This window comes from Allobosea sp. RAF48, from assembly GCF_052114025.1.
Lineage (GTDB): Bacteria > Pseudomonadota > Alphaproteobacteria > Rhizobiales > Beijerinckiaceae > Allobosea.
On record NZ_JBFRDZ010000019.1, the window covers coordinates 23,380 to 40,522 of the forward strand.

The 17,143-nt window shown below is 60.9% G+C and carries 18 protein-coding genes; 14 read left to right on the plus strand and 4 right to left on the minus strand.

Annotation, left to right across the window (positions count from 1 at the left end; genetic code table 11):
- The first annotated feature begins 69 nt into the window (after nt 1-69).
- Complete coding sequence (locus AB4Z10_RS26195) at nt 70-486, plus strand: Lrp/AsnC family transcriptional regulator (protein ID WP_441473335.1); 417 nt, start codon at nt 70-72, stop codon at nt 484-486.
- A gap of 156 nt (nt 487-642) precedes the next feature.
- Here AB4Z10_RS26195 and AB4Z10_RS26200 read toward each other — a convergent pair whose 3' ends face one another.
- The 3 genes from AB4Z10_RS26200 to AB4Z10_RS26210 form a co-directional block, all read right to left on the minus strand.
- Complete coding sequence (locus tag AB4Z10_RS26200) at nt 643-1,422, minus strand: DNA cytosine methyltransferase (RefSeq protein ID WP_441473336.1); 780 nt, start codon at nt 1,420-1,422, stop codon at nt 643-645.
- Nucleotides 1,419-2,399 (minus strand): 3'-5' exonuclease, encoded by a 981-nt coding sequence (locus AB4Z10_RS26205; RefSeq protein ID WP_441473391.1) that lies wholly within the window; start codon nt 2,397-2,399, stop codon nt 1,419-1,421. The genes AB4Z10_RS26200 and AB4Z10_RS26205 overlap by 4 nt, the downstream gene beginning before the upstream one ends.
- Before the next feature lie 127 nt (nt 2,400-2,526).
- A complete protein-coding gene (locus AB4Z10_RS26210; RefSeq protein ID WP_441473337.1) occupies nt 2,527-2,703 on the minus strand; it encodes a hypothetical protein in 177 nt (58 codons plus the stop codon).
- Nucleotides 2,704-3,072: 369 nt separating this feature from the next.
- On the opposite strand from AB4Z10_RS26210, the gene AB4Z10_RS26215 reads away from it, so the two are divergent.
- The 10 genes from AB4Z10_RS26215 to AB4Z10_RS26260 all read left to right on the plus strand — a co-directional run bounded on the left by AB4Z10_RS26215 (nt 3,073) and on the right by AB4Z10_RS26260 (nt 12,905).
- Entirely contained in the window at nt 3,073-3,597 is a 525-nt protein-coding gene (locus tag AB4Z10_RS26215) for a hypothetical protein (RefSeq protein ID WP_441473338.1), read from the plus strand.
- An 82-nt stretch (nt 3,598-3,679) separates the two neighbouring features.
- Nucleotides 3,680-4,462 carry an alpha/beta fold hydrolase gene (locus AB4Z10_RS26220; RefSeq protein WP_441473339.1) on the plus strand — a complete coding sequence of 261 codons (783 nt, stop codon included), beginning with the start codon at nt 3,680-3,682 and terminating at the stop codon, nt 4,460-4,462.
- A 273-nt stretch (nt 4,463-4,735) separates the two neighbouring features.
- On the plus strand, nt 4,736-5,653 hold the full coding sequence (locus AB4Z10_RS26225; protein ID WP_441473340.1) for an MBL fold metallo-hydrolase: 918 nt from the start codon (nt 4,736-4,738) through the stop codon (nt 5,651-5,653).
- A 142-nt stretch (nt 5,654-5,795) separates the two neighbouring features.
- Complete coding sequence (locus AB4Z10_RS26230) at nt 5,796-6,548, plus strand: SDR family oxidoreductase (protein WP_441473341.1); 753 nt, start codon at nt 5,796-5,798, stop codon at nt 6,546-6,548.
- A 63-nt stretch (nt 6,549-6,611) separates the two neighbouring features.
- The gene (locus AB4Z10_RS26235; protein ID WP_441473392.1) at nt 6,612-7,037 is read left to right on the plus strand and encodes a cupin domain-containing protein; all 426 of its coding nucleotides are present in this window, start codon (nt 6,612-6,614) and stop codon (nt 7,035-7,037) included.
- A gap of 71 nt (nt 7,038-7,108) precedes the next feature.
- Nucleotides 7,109-8,056 carry a mechanosensitive ion channel family protein gene (locus AB4Z10_RS26240; RefSeq protein ID WP_441473342.1) on the plus strand — a complete coding sequence of 316 codons (948 nt, stop codon included), beginning with the start codon at nt 7,109-7,111 and terminating at the stop codon, nt 8,054-8,056.
- A 225-nt stretch (nt 8,057-8,281) separates the two neighbouring features.
- Entirely contained in the window at nt 8,282-11,209 is a 2,928-nt protein-coding gene (locus tag AB4Z10_RS26245) for a PAS domain-containing sensor histidine kinase (RefSeq protein ID WP_441473343.1), read from the plus strand.
- The gene (locus AB4Z10_RS26250; protein ID WP_441473344.1) at nt 11,199-11,840 is read left to right on the plus strand and encodes a response regulator transcription factor; all 642 of its coding nucleotides are present in this window, start codon (nt 11,199-11,201) and stop codon (nt 11,838-11,840) included. The genes AB4Z10_RS26245 and AB4Z10_RS26250 overlap by 11 nt, the downstream gene beginning before the upstream one ends.
- A 2-nt stretch (nt 11,841-11,842) precedes the next feature.
- Nucleotides 11,843-12,232 (plus strand): response regulator, encoded by a 390-nt coding sequence (locus AB4Z10_RS26255; RefSeq protein ID WP_441473345.1) that lies wholly within the window; start codon nt 11,843-11,845, stop codon nt 12,230-12,232.
- Entirely contained in the window at nt 12,222-12,905 is a 684-nt protein-coding gene (locus AB4Z10_RS26260) for a response regulator transcription factor (RefSeq protein WP_441473346.1), read from the plus strand. Before AB4Z10_RS26255 ends, AB4Z10_RS26260 begins: the two co-directional genes overlap by 11 nt.
- A gap of 117 nt (nt 12,906-13,022) precedes the next feature.
- On the opposite strand, the gene AB4Z10_RS26265 is transcribed toward AB4Z10_RS26260, so the two are convergent.
- The gene (locus AB4Z10_RS26265; RefSeq protein ID WP_441473393.1) at nt 13,023-13,772 is read right to left on the minus strand and encodes an SDR family NAD(P)-dependent oxidoreductase; all 750 of its coding nucleotides are present in this window, start codon (nt 13,770-13,772) and stop codon (nt 13,023-13,025) included.
- 423 nt (nt 13,773-14,195) lie between these two features.
- Between AB4Z10_RS26265 and AB4Z10_RS26270 the strand changes: the two genes are divergently transcribed.
- From AB4Z10_RS26270 to AB4Z10_RS26280, 3 genes are all read left to right on the plus strand, one after another.
- Complete coding sequence (locus AB4Z10_RS26270; RefSeq protein WP_441473347.1) at nt 14,196-15,026, plus strand: alpha/beta fold hydrolase; 831 nt, start codon at nt 14,196-14,198, stop codon at nt 15,024-15,026.
- A gap of 155 nt (nt 15,027-15,181) precedes the next feature.
- A complete protein-coding gene (locus tag AB4Z10_RS26275; RefSeq protein WP_441473348.1) occupies nt 15,182-15,835 on the plus strand; it encodes an HD domain-containing protein in 654 nt (217 codons plus the stop codon).
- A gap of 41 nt (nt 15,836-15,876) precedes the next feature.
- Complete coding sequence (locus tag AB4Z10_RS26280) at nt 15,877-16,650, plus strand: SDR family oxidoreductase (protein WP_441473349.1); 774 nt, start codon at nt 15,877-15,879, stop codon at nt 16,648-16,650.
- Nucleotides 16,651-17,143: the final 493 nt, after the last annotated feature.

The window sequence follows — 17,143 nt, forward strand, 5'->3', positions numbered from 1 at the left end:
TGCCCAAGCTCAGAATCGATGATGGATTGTCGATACCATCAGACGGACTGACGGAATCGGCAAAAACTTATGGATGATCTCGACCATCGCCTGATCGCAGAGCTGCGTGTCAACGCGCGAGCAACAGTCCCAACGTTGGCTAAGCTCCTGGGCGTTGCGCGAGGCACCGTCCAAACCCGTATGGATCGACTGATCGCGAACGGGGTTATCGCCGGCTTCACGGTTCGATTGAAAGACCACGACGCGACCGACCGGATCCGAGGTATCATGATGATCGAACTCGAGGGGCGGAACGTGAAGGGCGTCGTGGCGAGCTTGAGAAAGAACCCGGGCTTCGCCGCGCTTCACACCACGAACGGACTTTGGGATCTGATCGCGGAAATCGACGTCCCCAGCATGGCCGAGTTCAACCGGCTACTCACCGGCATCCGGATCATGGAAGGTATATCGAAATCCGAAACACACCTCTTGCTCGGCCCAGCGTGATCGGTTGGCAGCCCGGATTGTCATCACATATGGCTGGCTTGATCGCAGCAAAACTGAGACTACAATGAGCGCGGCTAGAACCTGAGCCAATCTTGGATCAGCACAGCGCGAACGCCTGCCGCCCTCGGCGAGCGACGGAATGGGCTAATCCGGACGCTATTCTGCCGCCTCGCGCAAATGTCGATTGAATTCGGCCAGATCGAGCCGTTTGAAAAGCGGCGCTTCGATTGCCGTTCTCACATCGATTTCTTCGCCTGAGAGTGCACGCTGGATTGCGAGCCCCAGGACGCGGGAAAGTCTCGGGGGAAAGGCGTTGGCCATCTGCCTGAATTGCGCCTGACGCGATCCGGAGAAGCCCCAATCGTCTGGGAAGTCCTGGAGCCGCGCGAGCATCGGAAGGGTCAGACAGGGGATTCCATCGAAGTCCGGGTCGGGCGCTTCCTTGGCAGGCTTTCTGGGATCTACGCCGATATTGAACCAGGCCTGCCGCGAATTTGGTTGGGCCAAATCGATGCCCATCTTCTTCGCGCTTCCCCCGATCAGCGTGGGCGCGAGGCCGGCGGCTCCGGCGACCCATTGATCCAATCGAACCCAGCCGCGGGCTCCCATCAAATCCTTCAACCGGCTGCCGACCGACGTCGGCGCCATTTCCGGAGCGAGTGGCCAACGGAAGCGGTGCATCAGGCCGCGACGGAGCGCGACAAGGATCGCGCGGCGACGATTCTGAGCCAGTCCGAAGTCGGGACCCTCGATGATCCTCCACTCCGCGTCGTAACCCATACGCTCGAGCTCAGAGTATACTTGAAGTCGGCGCACTCCGTGGGTGACCTGGGAGATGCCAACCACATTCTCAATCAGGATCGCCTTCGGCTGCCCTACCCGACCACGATGCACATCGTGGCGAGGGCATAGCTCCCGCCGAGCGAGCCAGTTCACGCGCGAAATCGATCAAGAGCCGTCAATCGCACGGTCAGCGGCTCAGCATCCTCCCAACAATAGATGTCAGTCCTCAGATAGCGAAGCTCCTCGTCATAGAGCTCCTCGTCGACTTCGATCCACCAGGCTCGCGGCCTTCCGTCGCTCCCGTCGGACCATCTGTAGCCACGTCCCTTGAGGTGATCCACCATGTCGAAGGGTGCGTTCTCCGCGAAGATGCGGATCCGGCTCTGCGTGCTCGATCGCAATAGCTCTGTGAATGGACGCGTCCCATTTGGCCCCGCTGGCCGCGCCAGCACCTCCAAGAGAGCGTGGCAGTCATCGGTCGCGCGATGTCCTTCATGAAATAAGCCCGACTGACCGACGAGGTATCCGAGCTTGTTGCCTTCGAATCCCAGGTCGGCCCACCGGATCTCGGTGACCGAACATGCCCAGGCCTTCGAAGCAAAGGCTGGCGAAAGCCGTTCGCAGAATGGGCGATCGAATCCGGCGTTGTGCGCAATGACGAGGTCGGCCGGTTCAACGAGAGCATCGAGCGCGGCGATATCGATGTAGCGGCCAGACACCATCTCGTCCGTGATGCCGGTCAGCCTGGTAATCTCTGCTGGGATCGGCGCCGATGGCTGACGCAAGCCACTGTAGACTCCGATGACGTCCCCAATCATGCCCTCATCGTTGTAGGTGAAGCTCACTGCGCCGATTTCGATGATCTCGTCCCGGGAATGAAGCAGCCCGGTGGTTTCTGTATCCACCAGCACCGCGACGTTCGGGAACGCGCTTTGCTCCCGGGCAACGATCGGACGGGGTACCAGCTTCCGCAGAACCTTGAAGCGTCCAGTCTCCTCTAGTCTTTGGGCAAGCTCCTCATCATCGCTGGATGGCAACAGGACTTCGGACCGGCGTTTCCTGGGAGATGGTCGGGGCGTCTGCCGGTAACCCGGCGCATCGTCGAAAAGGTCGATCTGGGTGGATGCCATCTTCATCCGGCGACCTTATCCGTTTTTTCGTCACCGACTGCCAGGAGTGTGTCCCGAGATACGCAGCCGGTGCCCCCGCTCGCTCGCGACGAACTTGGCATCGCGTGTCCGTCGCATCCTGTCACTTTCACTGGTTGAAAAGGCCGGAGCTGGCCAAAGCTGTCGCAGTGTCCGGACTGAACGCTGCGGGAATGTCATAGACGAGCACGAGTCGTAGCAGCGCTTTGACGTCCACATCGTGCGGCTGCGCGGCAAGCGGATCCGGAAAGAACAACAGCACGTCCAATTCGCCCTGTGCGATCATCGCGCCGATCTGCTGGTCACCGCCGAGAGGCCCGCGCTAGCCAGACGGATACTGAGGTCGGGCATCGCGTCCCGTAGCAGGCCGCCGGCCGTTGCGGTGACGACTATGGGATGTCGGCCGATGGATCTGGCGTGATGCTCGGCCCAGGATCCACCCAGTATGCGGATCAGGCTCTGCGTGCGCTGTTGCTCCTTCTTGTCTATGCCAAGGTACAGGTCCATCTGGCGATCTATCGAGAGCAGACATCGATGGGGCCAGTAGAGATCCAAGCGTTCAACGCGAACAATTCCTCTCGCTTCTGCGCTGCCACGCCGCTCCGAGTTTGTCGGCGGTCCACGGTGGTGAGCGCACTTCGGCGAGAGGTGATTGATGAAAGCGCTCTTGACGTGCGAGGCGATGCTCCCTCGAGGACGCGCCGCTGCCGCGACGGTCGTCATCATGGTGGCGTTCAACGGCACCTTCCTGACCGCGAACGGCCTTTTCATGCTGATCGCGCCACTGGCTTGGTACGAACTTGTCCCGGGCGTGACTGATACCGGCTTCTTCAACCAGCACTTCATTCGCGACATCGGGATGATCCAGATGTTCCTCGGCGTGGCGTTCGGCCTCGGGCTTTTCACACCACGGCGCCGCGTTGGACTATGGGCAGCCGCGACGTCCTGGCTTTGCGCGCACGCGCTCTTCCATTTTTGGGAGGTTGCCGTCGGAATCTGCTCGCCTGCTGTCATTCCGCGGGACTTTCCGGCGGTGACGCTGCCAGCGCTTCTCGGACTGGCGCTTACGCTCTGGGCGCTGCGGAATTCCTTGCCAGCAAGTCGAAGCCTCTCCCTGGCCGCCGCGTCAGAGCCGCCCAACTGCGCCTCTTCCTGTCTTCGACGCCGATGTCTGGATTGAATGGCGAATTCTTTGGCCAAGCACCCCAGGCCCGAGCTTGCGCTGGCTGCTCTGACCCCCCCGACCAACCCGGAGAATGCATATGAAACCGAGTGTCTTCGCTTTGGCGGCAGCGACCGCGCTGCTCACCATGGCTATGCGACCAGCGCAAGCAGCGCCTCGTACCAAACCGACCGTCATTCTGGTGCACGGTGCCTTCGCCGAATCGGCGAGCTGGAATGCTGTGATCGCCCGGCTCAACAAGGCTGGCTACGAAACGATCGCGGCCGCCAATCCCCTACGGAGCGTGAAGGGGGACGCGGCCGAAGTCGCGACGCTCATTCGATCCATCTCCGGCCCAGTCGTTCTTGTCGGCCATTCTTATGGGGGGCCCGTGATCACAGAAGCTGCGAACGGGCAGATGAATGTGAAAGCTCTCGTCTACGTGGCCGCGTTCGCGCCCGAGACGGGTGAATCCAGCCTGTCGCTTTCAAGCAAGTTTCCGGGCAGCACGTTGGGAAGTGCGATCCAGGTGGTCGCGACGCCGAATAGCGGGCGCGATCTCTATATCACGCCGGAGAAATTCCGGATGCAGTTCGCAGCCGACGTTCCGAAGGCACAGGCTGCGTTGATGGCTGCCACGCAACGCCCTGTTGCCGAAGCGGCCCTGGCCGAGCCGTCGGGGGTGCCTTCGTGGAAGTCGCTGCCCTCATACATGATCTACGGAACCGGTGACCGGAACATTCCGCCGGCTGCGATGGATTTCATGGCGCAGCGCGCGCGAATGGTGAAGACCGTCGCCATCAACGGCGCGTCGCATGCCTTGATGATTTCGCACCCCGCAGAAGTCGTATCGATGATCGAGATGGCTGCGTCGTCACGATAGTCGGACAACATAACGGCCATCAAACTGCGCTCAATCGACTGAATTAAGCGCGACAATCGCCTATAGATTTGAGTAATGCATTAAAAATCATCGTATAAAATCGATGAGCAGCCACAATATTGCACAAGCACTGCGAAATTAACTCACTATGATAACAAGACCAACCTATTATTCAGAATAGGAATGTCATTCTCAGGCTCGATATAATACATAATAACTTAGATATAACGTCTTCCAAGCCGAGATTTGAACGGCATCAATCAGGAGAGAACCATGAGCTTAGACGTCACTTCACGCCCCGGACGACCGGGGCCCGAAGAGCTGGTCCCGTCGCGCTACGCGGTGCGGGTCGGCGAGATCGATGTTCTGGTGGTCAGCGACGGGGTCCTGCCGCTCCCCACCAAGATGCTAGGGCATAACGTCGCCGAGACCGAGCGGGCTAGTTGGCTGAACGACATGTTCCTGCCCACCGACGCTTTCGACTGGGCGCTGAACGTGGTCCTGGTGCGCAGCGGCGAGCAGGTCATACTGATCGACGCCGGGCTGGGTCTTGATCCGGAACTGAACCTGCCGCGGGCCGGACAACTGGTTAAGCGGTTGGAGGCCGCCGGCATCGATCTCAGCTCCGTCACCGACGTGGTGCTGACCCACATGCATATGGACCATGTCGGCGGTCTACTCGTCGAGGGGGTGAAGGAGCGACTGCGCCCGGACCTGCGGATCCATGTGGCGGCCGCCGAGGTGAAGTTTTGGGAGGCGCCCGACTTCACGCACGTCAACATGCCGGCGGGTTTCCCGGACGCCCTTCGTGCGGCCGCCAAGCGGTTTGCACAAGAGTATCGCGGTCACCTGCGGATGTTCGACGAGGAACACGAGGTCGCGCCGGGTGTCATCGTCCGCCGTACGGGCGGCCACACGCCCGGACACAGCGTGGTCCGTCTGTCCTCCGGCGGCGACCGACTGACGTTTGCCGGCGATGCCATTTTCGCTGTGGGGTTCGAACACCCTGACTGGTATAATGGCTTCGAGCATGACCCCGAGGAAGCGGCTCGCGTTCGCCACCGTCTGCTGACGGAGCTGGCAGGCACCGGCGAACAGCTTGTGGCCACCCACCTGCCATTCCCGTCGGTCGGTCGGGTTGCGGTCGAGGGCAGCGCCTTCCGCTGGGTTCCGGTCTTCTGGGACTTTTGAATACCAGTCTGGCTCTCGGCCGAGCTTGGCTGCGCAATATCCAAAGCATGCCGGCTCGGCCGACAACCCGACCTCGACGAGGTCGCCCCCATCACATCGATCGAACGACGCACCGCATGGGCCGCTGCGCAGGAGGTCTCTCATGAAAATCGTCATTATCGGCGGCACCGGATTGATCGGATCGAAGACCGCGGAGCGCCTGCGCAAGCAGGGGCATGAGGTCGTTCCCGCCGCCCCGAATACCGGCGTCAATACGATCACCGGCGAAGGCGTGGCCGAGGTACTCGCGAATGCCGAGGTGGTGATCGACCTCGCAAACTCGCCCTCATTCGAGGACAAGGCCGTGCTCGAATTCTTCCAGACGTCCGGCAAGAACCTGACAGCGGCGGAGAAGGTGGCCGGCGTCAAGCATCACGTCGCGCTCTCCATCGTCGGCACGGACCGTCTGCCTGACAGCGGCTATCTTCGCGCCAAGGTCGCTCAGGAAGAGATCATCCGGAAATCCGGCATCCCCTATACGGTCTTACGATCCACGCAGTTCATGGAATTCCTCGGCGGCATTGCCCAGGCCGGCACGTCCGGCGACACCGCCCGACTGTCGACGGGCAACCTTCAGCCGATCGCGTCCGACGATGTCGCTGATTTCGTTGCTGAGGCGGCGCTGGCCGCGCCGGCCAACGGCATCATCGAAATCTCGGGCCCAGAGCGCGCACGCCTTTGCGATTTCGTCGCTCGCTACCTTAAGGCGATCGGAGATACCCGCACCGTCATCGCCGATCCGGATGCCCGGTATTTCGGGACCAAGCTGGAGGCTGGCTCTCTCGTCTCCGACAACAATCCCCGCATCGGCCGGATCGACTTCGATCGCTGGTTCGCGACAGCTCCCCGGAAATAATGGCGCGTGGATGAGCCGATTTCGAAGCGGCTCATCCACCTTCGTCGTGAAAGGACGATAAACATGATCAAGTCATTGGCGAGCGTCTTTGCGCTGACATCTCTTCTGTCGATTTCGGCATTCGCACATGACACGCCCGGAGGTGGCGAAGGTGCCAAGGTTACGCTGGTCTACGACCACGAGCTGCCTAACGTACCGGGCAAGAGCATGAGGGGCGTTCTCGTCGAATACGCTCCGGGCGGATTCTCGGATGGTCATACACATCCTGCTTCCGCTTTCATTTATGCAACCGTGCTCGAAGGGGCGATCCGCAGCCAGGTTAATGATGGCCCCGCCACGGTCTACAAGGCCGGCGAAAGCTTCTCGGAATTTCCAGGTGACCGTCACGGAGTCAGCGAGAACGCGAGCAAGACCCACCCGGCAAAACTGCTTGCCGTGTTCGTCGTCGATACCGCCCAGCAAGAACTGACCTTCCCGCTCAAGAAGTAGACAAGGAGGCCGGATGGCGATCCGGCGCGCTGTCTCCCTCACCATGAGCTACCGCCACCGGAACCTTTCCCATGCTCGGCGATGACCACTTCCTGCCGTTGGTGCTGATCAACGTCCTCGGAACCGCAGGAATCGTCGTGTGGCACGTTCAGGGCTGCGACCGTCCGACGGGGCGCCTGATCGTCCAAATCCTGTTCTTCATCGGCATGAGCATTGTGCTCTATGCGGGAGGTATCGCTCCGCACCAAGCCGATGACGGCTATGCGGAAGGGCTGACCGCCGTGCTTTCCAAATCCGCGAGAATTCTGTGGTGGACCCATCTCGCCTGGACTGTCATTGGCTTCATCCACATCTACGTCAGGGTGAATCGTAAGCCGCAGGAAGCGCATCTGATCCTGGATATGGCCGTCGCCGGGATCTATCTCGGTGTAGCGCTGTCGGTCATGGGGTTCGTTTTCGGCCTGCCGATCGCCACCCTGGTCACGACCTCGGGCGTCGTCGCCTTGATCCTTGGCCTCGCATTGCAGAACACGCTCGGCGATGTCTTTTCAGGCATCGCTCTGACGCTCGGCAAGGCCTATGCGATCGGCGACTGGGTCCAGTTGAGTGACGGCACTGCCGGCCGCGTCATGGAAACCAACTGGCGCTCGACCAACCTGCTGACCGGACTAAACAACATCGTCGTGCTGCCGAACAGCATGCTGGCAAAGCAAAGCCTGACCAGCTTGAGCCGCCCCGACGAGTCGCACCTCATAACATTAGGCGTGCGCTTCGCCGCGGGGCAAAGGCCGCGCATCGTCGAAGACGCGATGCGGACAGTGCTGGAAACCAGTACCCGCATCGTCAAGGATCCCCCGCCAGCCGTTGCCCTGAAGGCCATCGATGCGGAGGCCATCGAGGTGGAATTGCAGTTCCGTGTCGCGAGCCTCGCAACGGGGACATCCGCCAAGAATGAGATCATCGACCTCATCCATGACCAATGCGGCGCGAGCGGTCTTTCGCTGGCCGAGCCTGCCTAGGAGTCTCCATTCTGGTGCCAAGGTGGATGGCGGCGCTTGTCCGCACGCCGTCGCGCAGCAACGGAACACTGGACGATCTCCCTGCAAGTCATGGATTTCCATAAGTGCGGCCGAGACGTCCTGGCGCTAGTTTCCACTGAGTTTGCCGGCCGGATGTTCGAAGACTGGTGCTAGATGATGCTGGGACGGTTTCCAGATAATCCGTCTTCGGAAAGGCACCCGATCATGATTGCAGCGCTCCATCGAACGCCACCGATCCTGGTGTCACTGACTCTGGCTGTTGGCATCCTGGCATACTGGTTGGCCGGGACCACCATAGGAATGCTGGCGCCGCTCGGTGCGCTCTTCCTCTATGCGCGCGGATATCTGCTTCAGTCACTCTGGATCGGGCTTTTAGTCGCCTTTGCCAGTGCGACGGTCACCGCCATTTTTTATTCTGGCGCCTTACGGGAAGCCGCGCTTTCTCTTGGCGCATCCGTCGCGGTGGCCGCGTGCATCGGTGCGATGATCGCGCGCGATCCACCCCGACGAGGCGCCCGGGACGCGGCCGCGCCACGCCAAGCGCCGGGGCATCCCGGTCTTGGTGCCATCCCAGATGACGTGGCCGAGGGTGCGATCCACCCGGATGACAGGGCTGCGATCGCGCAGGCGGCGGCCTATGCGTTCTGGACGGGCGTGCCGCAGGTGACGAGCTATCGGTTGCGCCAGCCGGACGGCAGCTATCACTGGACCGAGCTCCGTGCCGAGCCGGGCTATGGCATCAGCGTCGATGTCGACGCCATGGTTTCGAGACCGGATGATCGCTGGACTGTCGCGGAATCGCTTGGCGATACCGTGCAGGCGGTGCAGGCCGCCAAAGTGATCGAGAGCTTACACGGCAAGGCCTGGGCTTTCGATGCGACTGGGAAGTTCACCTATGTGACCCCTGCTGCCCAGATTGCCATCGACATGGCTCTGGAGGATCTCAATCGCCGTCTCGGTGAGCGGGAATTCATCGATGGCGGTGAGGTCGGCTGGATGCGCGGTGTTCATCCGGACGACGTCGACGGGGCCGCCGCGACCCTGCGGCATAGCCTTAAGACGGGCGAGCCCTGGAACATCGAATACCGCATGCTGCGCGCGACGGGACACTATGTCTGGCACCGCATTTCAGCGCGGCCGACACGGGATGGCGAGAGCCACATCACCGGCTGGTTCGGCACCTCCATCGATATTGATGTCTACAAGAAAACAGAGGCTGCGCTGCGAGAGCGAGAAAAGCATCTCGAACAGCTCATCGACACGGTGCCTGCCATGATCTGGAGCATGTCATCGGAGGGGCGGCCCATCTATCTCAACAGGCGGATCATGGAGGTCACCGGCGCCACGCTGGATACCGTCAAGGCGTCGGACGGGTCTCTTTCCTTGAAAAAGATGATTCATCCGAATTTCTGGGAGCTGGCAGAGCAAACCTTCACGAACTCGGTCGTGACGGGCGCGCCGTATAACATCAAGTACCTCCAGCATCGGGCTGGTGGCACCTATCGATGGACGCAGACGAGCGCCGAACCTCTGCGCGACGAAGCCGGTAAGATTATTCGATGGTACGGTGTATCCGTCGATATCCACGATCTGATCACCACCCAGACCGAACTCAATCTCCGAAAGCAGGAATTGACGCGGCTGATCGATCTGGTTCCGAGCTTCCTCTGGCGACTGACCCCAACCGGGGCTCCGAATTTCTTCAACCGCCGCTTCATCGACTTCCTGGGCATTGACGAAGGCGACCTTGAGCAATCGCAGACGGAGCGATACGCAGCCGCCCTGAAGGCTGCGATCCATCCGGACGACGCCAGTCGCGTCTGGGCAGAAATCAAGGACTGTCTCAGCAGCGGTCGGCCCTACGCGATGCGCTATCGCTTGCGACGCCACGATGGTGTTTATCGCTGGATGGACGGGCGTGCCGAGCCGCTCCTGGACGACGATGGCGGCATCATTCAGTGGTATGGTCTGTCCCATGATATCGACGACCAATTGCGCGTCGAGGAGGCGCTCAGGGAAAGCGAACGATCGCTGCGCCAGTTGGTCGAGACGCTGCCCGCCCTCATCTACTGCGCCGCGCCGAACGGGGAGCCCATCTATCGCAGCGAGAAGCTTGGGGAATTTCTCGGCTTCGGGCTAGGGGACAAGGACGAGGACGGTCAGACACGCCTGACCGGCACGCTCGAAGCGATCATACACCCTGACGACCTTCTTGACGTCAAAGCGAAATATGGGCGCTCACTGGCGACCGGCGCACCCTATGCGATGAAGCATCGCCTCCGGCGGGCGGACGGCGAGTATCGCTGGGTCGAGACGCGAACCGCAGCGATGCGAAATGTCGAAGGGGAGATCGTTCAATGGAACGGCATCTGCTTCGAGATCGAAGATCAGGTGCGCGCGCAGGAAGCGCTGACCTTGACGCAGGAGCGCCTGGCACGCGCAGCGCAGGCCGCGAGCCTAGCGGAGCTTTCCGCCTCGATCGCCCATGAGGTCAACCAACCGCTCGCGGCCGTGGTTGCCAATTCGCACGCGTGCCAGCGCTGGCTGACCTCGGAGCCGCCCAATCTGGATCGGGCGCAGAAAACCATCGAACGCATCATCCGGGATGCGAATTCAGCCGCCGATGTCGTCGGCCGGGTTCGTGCCTTGTTCAGGCAGACGGACCAAGCGCGAAATCTCTGCCCGCTCGACGCCATTCTTCATGAGGCGCGGGATCTGATGATGGAAGAAGCGGCCCGGCGTCGCATGCGTATCGAGGTCGAGGTCGAGGCTGGTCTTCCGTCGCTTGAGCTGGATCGCATCCAGATCCAGCAGGTCCTGGTCAACCTGATCCGCAACGGCCTTGAGGCGATGGAGCCTGCTCGGCGCGGGGTTCTGCGCGTCCGAACATTCCGCGCCGGCGATTTCGTCAGGACCGAAGTCCGAGACACCGGCATGGGTCTTGGTGCGCCCGATAAGGTCTTCGAAGCCTTCTTCTCAACGAAACCCAATGGGATGGGCATGGGGTTGGCGATATCGCGAACCATCATCGAGACCCATGGCGGCCGACTATGGGCGGAGAACAACCAGGACGGGGGGGCCGCGTTTATCTTCACCCTACCTGTCGAACTGAAAGCCGATCATGACCGTTGACGACGCCATCGTGTTCATCGTCGACGACGACGATGCGCTCCGGGAGGCCCTGGGTGAGTTGCTGGCGGCGAACGGTGTCCGATCAGTCTCATTCAGCTCCGCCGGCGACTATATCGGGTCAAACAAGCCCGATCTCCCGGCCTGCCTGATTCTCGATGTCGAGCTCCCCGATATCAACGGGCTGGAGCTGCAACGCCAGATCGCGCAGGGAGACCATCCGCCGATCGTCTTCATCACGGGGCATGGTGACATCCCGTCATCGGTGCGTGCCATCAAGCATGGTGCCGTCGATTTTCTGACTAAGCCGTTCAGCGACACGGCGCTGCTCTCGGCCATCCGCTCGGCAATAGCGCAGGATCGGGAAACAAAGGCGAAACGCGCGGATCTCACGCGGCTGAAGGAACGCTATCACCATCTCTCTCCGCGAGAGCGAGACGTGCTTCCGCTGGTCGTGAGCGGACTCCTCAACAAGCAAGCTGCGGCCGAGCTCGGCATCAGCGAAGTGACCCTTCAGATTCACAGAAGAAACGTGATGCAGAAAATGGCGGCGTCATCGCTCGCCGACCTGGTTCGAATTGCGGAGCGGTTGGAAATCCCGATCCAGCATTCGCGCCGGATGGGAGGAATCTAAGCGTGATCAAGCACAAATATGTCATAGCCGCCGTCGATGACGACCCGAGATTGCTCGAATCGCTTGAGGAATTGCTCGAGTCCGCGGGGTATGCGGTTCGTAGCTTCTCGTCGGCGGCAGCGCTGACCCAGGTCGGCCTCTCCGGACTGGATCTTCTCATCACCGATGTCGGCATGCCGGGGTTGAACGGCTTCGAGCTACGCGACTTCGTCAACCAAGAGCGCCCGGATCTGCCGGTCTTTCTCATCACCGGGCGCCACGAGATCGCAGAGCAGATCAGGGCGCGGGCCGTGGAGAGCTTCTTCTGCAAGCCGTTCGATGGCCAAGCCTTGCTCGCGGCGATCGCAAGGGCGTTACCTCAACAGCACGTGGAAGGTGAACATGATCATTGACCGCTCAATCTCGCGACTCTCCTCCAGGCGAGGTGTAGCCGAAGAACAGCAGCCTCTCGTCATCATCGTCGATGACGACGCGTCGGTCCGAGACGCACTGTTCGAGCTGATGGAGTCAGCCGGCTTTGCCGCGGTTTCGTTCAGCTCGACACAGGCGCTGCTCGAGACCAGCATGCTCGACGGGCCGGGATGTCTCATTCTCGACGTGCGTATGCCCGGCTTCAGCGGGCTCGATCTCCAGCGTCATTTGACGATGACCGGAAATCCAAAGCCAATCATCTTCCTCACCGCGCATGGCGACATCCCCATGACCGTCCAGGCCATGAAAGCAGGCGCGGTGGATTTCCTGACGAAGCCGGTTCGCGACCAGACGCTTCTGGACGCCGTCAATGCGGCGATCGGGCTGGATGGGGCGCGAAGGATGGAAGCTGCGAAGATCAAGGGATGTGTCGAACGCTTGCAAACTCTGACGCCACGGGAGCGCGAAGTCATGTGCGAGGTCGCACGGGGGCGCCTCAACAAGCAGATCGCCTTCGACCTCGGCATCAGCGAGGTCACAGTCAAGCTGCACCGGGGCAACCTGATGCGGAAGATGGAAGTTGCCTCACTCGGCGAACTTATCAGGGCTTGGGAGGCTCTACCGGTCGGCATGCGTATGGCAAACGCCGCCTAGCCCTGGCGAGGCTGGAGCACCGGCTTCGATGCTCCAGTGTCCTGGACACGGCGTGATGCCTCGCCAATGCGCCGGAATGGCTGGGCGAGGGAAACGGCATGGCCGCCTCTTCTGAGATCATGTCAGCGTGATGCCGCCATCGACGGCCAGGTTGACGCCGGTGATGAATTCCCCATCAGCGGAGCAGAGAAAGAGAGCCGCCTGTGCGAGCTCTTCCGGCATTCCCATCCTGCCGAACGGGATCATCCGAGCGGCCTGATCTTCGACCTGAGCCTGCGTTTCCGGAGCGACGCCGAGCTTTCCCACAATCGGCGTATCGGTCGGGCCGGGGCTGAGCACATTTACTCGAATGCGCCTGTCCTTAAGTTCCAGCGCCCAGTTGCGCGCGAACGCTTCGATTGCTGCCTTGCTGCCAGCGTAGACAGCATGACCATCTAACACCTTGCGGCTCGCGATCGAGCTGGTGAGCAAGATCGCGCCGCCATCGCGCAACAGCGGAGCGATCTTCTGCACGCCGAAGAACGTGCCGCGCGCATTGGTGAGGAACTGCGTGTCGTAGTCCGCGGCCGTCACGTCGAAGCTCGGCTGAATGCGGATGCTGCCCGCATTCGCCACATAGATGTCGGCCTGTCCAAAACGATCGGAGACCATCGCGGCGACACGTTCGTGCGTGGCGAGGTCGGCAACGTCACCTACGAAGCCGGTCGCCTGAGACCCGAGGGCGGCGGCGGCTTTGGTCACGGCGTCTTCTCGACGACCGACGATCAGTAACTTTGCACCTGCGGCTATGAACAGCCGCGCTGTCGCGAAGCCGATCCCGCTATTGCCACCGGTGATCACGGCGACCTTGTTCGACAATTTTCCCATGTGGATCTCCATTGATGATCCACAGTCGGGCCGCTCCTCATCGAAATCAAAATATGCCGAAGTCGATATGATCTATACATCTGAATAGAATGAGCCGCCTTCGAGCGTATTGATCGTCGCTTTAGGAAGCTGAAAAATAAATATGCCTCAGAAACGCGACGATCATATCGATATCGTTGCCGATTGAGGTCGAAGTATCGGAGTTTTCTGCGGAAGCGGGCACCCTGAGCATTTCGGTCCGCAACCAATATCTGCGCCCTGGAGGCGCCAATGCCCAACAAAGTAATATCCAGTTACACCGACCTCAGTCGGCGGGACCTCCTTTGCGGCGGCGCAGGCATAGCAGCGGCTGGCACGCTTCCGCTCCAGTCCTTGGCGCAGCCCGCCTCCGTTCCCCCTCACAACTTCAAAAGGAGCCGACGCATGAATTATGTCACGACGCGGGATGGCGTTGAGATTTTCTACAAGGATTGGGGCCCGAAATCGGCCCAGCCGCTGGTCTTTCACCATGGCTGGCCACTCAGCTCGGACGACTGGGACGCCCAGATGCTGTTCTTTCTGGCGCAAGGCTTCCGGGTCGTCGCGCACGACCGGCGCGGACACGGCCGTTCGAGCCAAGTCAGCGAGGGACATGACATGGACCATTACGCGGCTGACGCGGCGGCCGTCGTCGACCATCTCGACTTGCGCAATGCGGTGCATATTGGACACTCCACCGGAGGCGGCGAAGCCACGCGCTATGTCGCGCGCCATGGCAGGAGCCGTACTGCTAAGCTCGTTCTCATCGGCGCAGTCCCGCCGATCATGGTCAGGACCGAGCGGAACCCCGGCGGCCTGCCGATCGAAGCCTTCGATGGCCTTCGGAAGAGCCTCGCTGCCAATCGCAGCAAGTTCTACACCGATCTCGCAGCGGGGCCGTTCTACGGATTCAATCGCGCCGGGGTCGAGACGGATGCCAGCGTCGTCCAGAACTGGTGGCGCCAGGGCATGATGGGAGCTGCCAAGGCTCACTACGAGGGCATCAAGGCCTTCTCTGAGACCGATTTCACCGAGGATCTCAAGGTCATCGACGCTCCGGCTCTCGTCATGCATGGCGATGATGATCAGATCGTTCCAATCGGCGACAGCGCCCCGCTTTCGGCCAAGCTCCTGAAACGGGCGACCCTGACGATCTACAACAAGTTCCCGCACGGCATGGCGACCATCCATGCGGACACGATCAACAGGGACATCCTTGCCTTCCTCCGAGGGTGAAGCTCACGGGCGAGGCGGCTGGTGAAGCCGCCTCGTCATGCTTGCCCTCCGCAGATCGGCTTCGGCAGTGGGTCATCGCACAGGGAAGCCGCGGCCTGCGAACCGACCGTTCGCTGACAGCTTCTGTAATCCGTCGATCGAGGCTCTCGAAAGCCATGTCAGAGATCCAAAAAGACCGTAAAACTTTGGCCGGCGTTGCTGTGCCGGATACCGAACTGGTAGCCAGCGCTCTCGCTCATGCCCGCCGAGCCTGCGAGCCTTACCTGTACAACCACGTTGTGCGCTCCTGGCTTTTCGCGGCTCGCCTAGGGCAGCTTCGGAATATCCATCATGATGAGGAAGTCGTCGCTGTGGGGACGCTCCTGCACGATGTCACGTTGAACGAGCGCTTCAACGGGCCGCGACGGTTCGAGGTCGAGGGCGCCGATCTCGCGCGAAGCTTTGCTCGAGAGAGCGGTGTCGACGAGCGTCGTGCTCAGTTGATTTGGGACAGCGTGGCCCTCAACTCAACACCGTCGATCGGCCTCTACAAGGAGGCTGAGGTTGCGCTCTGCACGGCAGGCATCTGCCTCGATGTCGTTGGACTGCAATACGACGCGCTCCCGCCGGACGAGGTCCAGCAGATCCTCCTGGCCTATCCGAGGCTCGGGATGAAGCGGCTGATGACGCAGTGCTTCTGCCACATCGCCAGAACCCGTCCTGAAACCACCTACGACAATTTCGCGCGTGATTTCGGCGAGCGGCTCGTCGCGGGCTACCGCGCGCCGTCGTCGGTCGATTCTGTCGAGCGCGCGCCGTTCGACGAGTGAGATGCTTCCGGGCAGGAACGAGGATATCAAGGAGACGGCGCATGAAGATCGTTGTGGTAGGCGGGACCGGCTTGATCGGGTCCAAGCTCGTCGATGCGCTGGCCGGCCGTAGTCTCGAAATCGAAATCGCCTCGCCATCGCGCGGCGTCGATACGGTCACCGGAGAAGGTCTGGTCGAGGCGCTGTCCGGCGCGCAGATGGTCGTGGACGTTTCCAACTCTCCGACCTTCGATCAGGACGCCGCGCTCGCATTCTTCGAGGCCTCCGGACGGAACCTGCTCGCTGCCGAGGAGGCCGCCGGCATCCAGCATCACGTCGTTCTCTCTGCCGTCGGGACCGATCGGCTACCCGATTGCGGGTATTTCCGAGCCAAGATGATGCAGGAGGTGATCGTGAGAAGCGCAAACGTGCCTTACACGATCGTGAGGTCGACGCCCTTCTTTGAATACATCAACGGAATCGTCGAGACCGCCGAGGAAGGAGATGCGCTTCGCATTTCGCCGGCCCTTATCCAGCCCATCGCAGGCGACGATGTCGCGCTGGCGCTGCGCGATGTCCTCCTCGGGCGCGCGCAGAACCGCGAACTGGAAATCGCGGGCCCGGACCGCTTTCGGCTCGACGAAATCGCTCGTGAAATACTGGCCGCGAACGAGGATCCGCGGCCGATCGTTGCCGATGCCAGAACGCCCTATTTTGGAGCCGTATTGCGTAACGATACCCTCGTGCCTGGTGATCATCAGCGCATTGTGGCGCCGACGCGCTTCGAGGATTGGCTGCGACGATACGTGGCTCAGTCGCTGGCCCCGGCCAACTAAAGCAGTATGCCCCCGGGGCGTCGACGCGGTGAAGTTCGGCCTTTACTCCGTGCGGTTATCCTGGATCGCGAGATCAGAGATGCGTCACTGCGATGGGGATGACGTGAGCGTTGGCCAATGACGGATTGCAGACGCGGCTCTGTTGGAGCAGGCGCAACGGTGGCGACCCGGACGACCTGGTGGGACTGCTGATCGAGCGCTGCGTCCTCTCGCCAATTTGGCAAACACGTTCTGCAATACGCTGGTCGTCGCGTCTTCTGTCTGCCTTGCTGATCTTTCCTAAGATGGCGGCCGTGGAAATTTCAGTTTGGCATCAGTGTAAATGTATAGTCCTCGGGCAAATGCGAAATTCGATCAGATAAGTCCGTAATACGTCGCAATAACAGATAGCGTGACATCGATGCCAGATGCCCGTCATTTCTCATGTACAACTTATACGTATGTTTATAAATGAGACCTTAAACATTACGTTTTGCAGATTAAGACCTAACCT